Raw genomic sequence first — 4,752 nt, 5'->3', positions numbered from 1 at the left:
TAAACCAGGGAGATTACCCTTATCAACAGTTGTTTAACCTGATGGCCGGGATGAATTACGATGGCTGGATTCTTCTGGAAGCAAGGACAAATCCCGGAGATCGCATAAAAGCACTGGAAGAGCAAAAAGCACTGTTTAAGGAAATGATTACCAAAACCGGATAAGAGACATTATTCGGCTACCATGTCTATTAACTAAAAAATACAAACATCAAGCATTATTAGCAAACTATAAATAACAGGAGGTACATATTATGTCATTAAAATCAAAAAAAATCACACGCAGGGACTTCATTACCCGAAGCACCCTGGCAACTGCCGGATTGGCCACCATCGGTCCAATGGCTGCTTCCAGTCCTAAAGTAAGGAAAAATTCCATTGGTGCCAATGATAGGATTAACATTGCTGTGGCAGGAATTCGAGGCAGAGGGCAATCTCTTATACAGAATTTCGGAGAAATGGAGAATGTGCACATAAAAACACTATGTGACGTGGATGAAAAACTTTTTCCCGATCGGGTAAAGATGACCGAAGAAGTTCAGGGTTCCCGCCCCGGCACGGAAGTAGATATCCGCCGTGTACTGGAGGATCCTGATATCGATGCAGTCGGTTTTGCCACACCCAATCACTGGCATGCTTTGGGTACCATCTGGGCCTGTCAGGCAGGGAAACATGTGTATTGCGAAAAACCCTCATCTCACAATATATTCGAAGGGCGCAAAATGGTAGATGCAGCACGCAAGTATAACCGAATTGTTCAAATTGGATACCAGAACCGTTCCCGGCAAAACACCAATGCCGCGATGAAATTTCTCCATGAAGGCGGCATTGGAGACATTTATATGGCCCGGGGATTGTGCTTCAAGCCGAGGGGAGATATAGGTAATCCCTCAAATCAGCCGGTACCCGATGGACTGCATTATGATCTGTGGTTGGGTCCTGCCCCGGAACTTCCTTTCAATCCGAATTACGTCCATTATAACTGGCATTGGCACTGGGCATTCGGTAACGGTGATACAGGTAACCAGGGACCGCACCAGTTTGATATAGCCCGGTGGGGACTGAACAAGGAAGAAGCCCCCATCAAGATCACCTCCAAAGGCGGTTACTTTGTCTATGACTCAACCCAGGAAACCCCTAACACGCAGCTTTCAATTTTTGAATATGCCGACGGAACCATTCTGGAGTTTGAAACCCGCGGGCTTCTGACCAATGGTGAATTCGGAGAGCCCGGACGGACCATAGGTGATTTCTTTTATGGAAGCAAGGGAGTTATGCAAATCGATTCGGGAGGTAACTGGAAAACCTGGATGGGACGTGACTATGAACCAGGCCCATCTTCTGAAGGAACCAGCGAAGAAGAACTGGATTCTATGAATCTTATCGGCACCGGTGGAGGCGGACATTTCGAAAACTTCATTGCCGCCGTCCGTTCAGGTAAGCGCGAAGACCTGACCTGTGACGTGGAAGTTGGACATCGCTCCAGCATATTACCCCATCTGGGTAATATATCCTATCGTGTGGGGCGTGAGCTGATGTTTGACGGGTTGAGCGAGCGATTTGTGGATGATGAAGAGGCCAATGCATACCTGAGCAGAAATTATCGCGAGCCGTTTGTAGTTCCCAAACGCCTTTAATTCAATAGGTTGCTGTTTATTCAAAAAATAATAAAAATCAATTAAACTAAAAGGAGGCTTTATGGCTTCAAAATCAAAGAAAATTTCACGCAGGGACTTTATTACACGAAGTACCCTGGCAACGGCTGGTTTTGCAACAATGGGACCAATGGCTGTTTCCAATCCGCGGACAAGAAAGAATTCTATTGGCGCCAATGACCGAATTAATATTGCTGTAGTTGGAATCGGCGGCAGAGGAGGCTCCCATATCAATGCTTTTGCCAATATGGAGAATGTGCAGGTCAAGACGTTATGCGACATAGATGAAAGGTTTTTCCCGGATCGGGTAAAGGAGACGGAAGATATACAAGGATCGCGTCCCGGTACTGAAGTCGATGTCCGCCGTGTTCTGGAAGATCCGGATATTGATGCAATCGCTATAGCAACAACAAATCACTGGCATGCCCTGGCAACAGTTTGGGCTTGTCAGGCTGGTAAAGACGTCTATGTAGAAAAACCCGGCTCCCATAATGTTTGGGAAGGCCGTAAAATGGTGGAAGCTGCCCGTAAATATGATCGGGTTGTCCAACACGGAACTCAGATAAGGAGCAGCAAAGGTATACAGGAGGCCATTCAGCATATTCGCGACGGGCTTCTGGGTGAGGTATATATGGCACGGGGCTTATGTTATCGATGGCGTGGTTCTATTGGGAAAAAACCCATAAAAACTCCACCAAAGGAGGTACATTATGATCTCTGGCTAGGACCTGCTCAGTACGAACCTTACAGTGAAAGTCGTGTACACTATGACTGGCACTGGCAGTGGGAATATGGCAATGGTGATATTGGTAACCAGGGCGTTCACCAGATGGATATCTGCCGGTGGGGTCTGGGAGTAGAAATGCCCACCCGGATAGCTTCGATGGGAGGTATGTTTCTCTGGGATGACGACAAGGAAGTGCCCAATGTAATTAATTCCTCCTTTATGTTTCCAAATGCAGGGCAAAAGGGAAAGATGATGGTTTTTGATACCCGGCCCTGGATTACCAACGATGAAAAAGGCGCCAAGGTTGGCGTGATCTTTTATGGATCCGAAGGTTATATGGTGATTGACAGTTACAGTCATTATAAAACTTATCTCGGCAGAGATGAGGAACCAGGTCCTGAGAACGATGCCGGCGGCGATCATTATGCCAATTTTATTGAAGCGGTTCGCGCAAGAGACCGACATCTGCTAAATGCAGACATTTATGAGGGACATCTTTCTTCATCACTCTGTCACCTGGGATTAATAGCCACGCGTTTGAACAAAAACCTTGAATTTAATCCCGATAACGAACGGTTTGTTGGTGATCAGGCTGCAAATGAATCGATTTATTTGAAACGGAATTATCGGGAACCATTCGTTATACCCAATAAAGTTTAGGTTACTGAAAAAGACCGCATAAAAATTCAGATTAACAATAAAGTTAAGTCCTAATTTGGACGAGCCAAAACCAAACAGGATGCTTTCAAAGAATTTAATGTGTTTCCGTTTTGGCTTGTCCAAATTAAAGACTTATTAATTTAAGATTTAACTTTATTTCACGCGTTTTATGGTAAATTAAAAAATAGATAAAAAATGAAATATTATAATCGGAGAGACTTTCTTAAAACCTCTGCTTTAGCATTAGGCACATTAGGCGTTGCAGGATTGCCTGTCTCATGTGGCCGCGGCCAGAGAGATGGTAAGGAAAATATGTTCAAATATGCATTATGTAATGAAAGCATGCAGGAACTAAGCTGGGCAGAACAATGTAACATAATTGGGAATGCCGGATATAAAGGAGTTGAAATTGCACCATTCACCCTTGTAGAAAAGGGGGTTGAAGAGATTGGTGCCGGTGAACGGCAGCAGATGGTTCAGGATATGGAAAATGCAGGTATAGAATGCGCCGGATTGCATTGGTTACTTGCGCCTCCCCCCAAAGGTCTGCATTTTACTACTCCGGATGACCAGTTAAGGAAACGTTCCGTAGATTATCTGGATTCATTGATAGATTTCTGCGGTGATCTTGGAGGAGAAGTAATGATTTTTGGGTCACCCGGCCAAAGAAGTACGACAGAGGGGCTTTCCGTTCAGGAAGCAATGGACTACTTTGCCGATGGTTTGTCCCGGGTAGCCGATCATGCCCAGGAACGGGGTGTAAAAATCCTTGTAGAGCCACTATCAAGTGATCAGACAGATGTTGTGAATACCCTTGCCGATGCAATGAAAATAGTGAATCAAGTTAATCATCCTGCTATCGCCACCATGTTTGATTTTCATAATACGCCGGATGAAACGGAACCATTTGATGTACTCGTTCGCAAATACGCGGATCATATCCATCATGTTCATTTTCAGGCTATGGACGGCACCTTAATGAGTCCCGCCGATCTTACTCCAGAATATGTGCGGGTATTTGAAGTGCTCAAAGAATTAAATTATAATAAGTGGGTTTCGGTTGAAGTCTTTGATTTTGAACCCGGAGGCAAAAAAATCGCCAGGGAATGTATGAAGACTTTCATGGAAATTGAGAAGAGGATTGGATGATTTATAGGTATGTGCTTTATCATGCTTGTTAAGATACTATAAGGCGTAAGCGCCTCATGATCCATTCAGTCTGAGCAAAAAGGATTTATATAATAGCAAGATTTGTACGCTTTACGTACAAATCTTTATTAAACCATGACTTCTCAGTCTCCTGAGTAACCTTAAGAAATGAGAAATAGATAGATGAAGCAAAAGATTTCTGATATCTTTATTTTTAAAACCAGATACATTTTAAAATTTGTATATCAATGCATACAGCAATTAATTACACACTTTTGTTAGCTCCCTGGATGCTTTTTTCCTGTAGCTCTGAAAAACAGGAAGAAGACCAGGACAGGCCGAATATTTTATGGATATTGTCAGAAGATGCTTCCCCCCATATCAGTAGTTATGGTGAAACCACCATCAATACGCCCAACCTAAATAAACTTGCAAATGAAGGGGTTCAGTTTACCCGGGCTTTTGTTACCTGCCCGGTTTCCAGCCCCAGCAGATCTGCTATGGTAACCGGAATGCAATCGGTTACCCTGGGTACCCATAATCACAGAAGCCAGCGGAAAAC

The 4,752-nt window shown here is 44.1% G+C and carries 4 protein-coding genes; all 4 read left to right on the top strand.

Annotated features, from left to right (window positions below):
• The first annotated feature begins 253 nt into the window (after window positions 1-253).
• Complete coding sequence (locus KGY70_17125; protein MBS3776923.1) at window positions 254-1,636, top strand: Gfo/Idh/MocA family oxidoreductase; 1,383 nt, start codon at window positions 254-256, stop codon at window positions 1,634-1,636.
• Between the two features lie 61 nt (window positions 1,637-1,697).
• Window positions 1,698-3,041: a Gfo/Idh/MocA family oxidoreductase gene (locus KGY70_17120; GenBank protein ID MBS3776922.1), complete on the top strand. Its 1,344-nt coding sequence runs from the start codon at window positions 1,698-1,700 to the stop codon at window positions 3,039-3,041.
• Window positions 3,042-3,236: 195 nt separating this feature from the next.
• The gene (locus KGY70_17115; protein MBS3776921.1) at window positions 3,237-4,190 is read left to right on the top strand and encodes a sugar phosphate isomerase/epimerase; all 954 of its coding nucleotides are present in this window, start codon (window positions 3,237-3,239) and stop codon (window positions 4,188-4,190) included.
• Between the two features lie 248 nt (window positions 4,191-4,438).
• Window positions 4,439-4,752: sulfatase-like hydrolase/transferase (locus tag KGY70_17110; GenBank protein MBS3776920.1), on the top strand; the 314-nt coding region annotated here is incomplete at its 3' end.

It is taken from the genome of Bacteroidales bacterium (assembly GCA_018334875.1).
Lineage (GTDB): Bacteria > Bacteroidota > Bacteroidia > Bacteroidales > UBA12077 > JAGXLC01.
Note: the sequence above shows the minus strand (reverse complement) of the source record. Positions and strands in the feature narration are given on the sequence as shown.

What these genes read in the sequence shown, in the direction of transcription:
- KGY70_17125 (MBS3776923.1), top strand. Translation starts at nt 254, where the DNA reads ATGTCATTAAAATCAAAAAAAATCACACGCAGGGACTTCATTACCCGA.
- KGY70_17120 (MBS3776922.1), top strand. Translation starts at nt 1,698, where the DNA reads ATGGCTTCAAAATCAAAGAAAATTTCACGCAGGGACTTTATTACACGA.
- KGY70_17115 (MBS3776921.1), top strand. Translation starts at nt 3,237, where the DNA reads ATGAAATATTATAATCGGAGAGACTTTCTTAAAACCTCTGCTTTAGCA.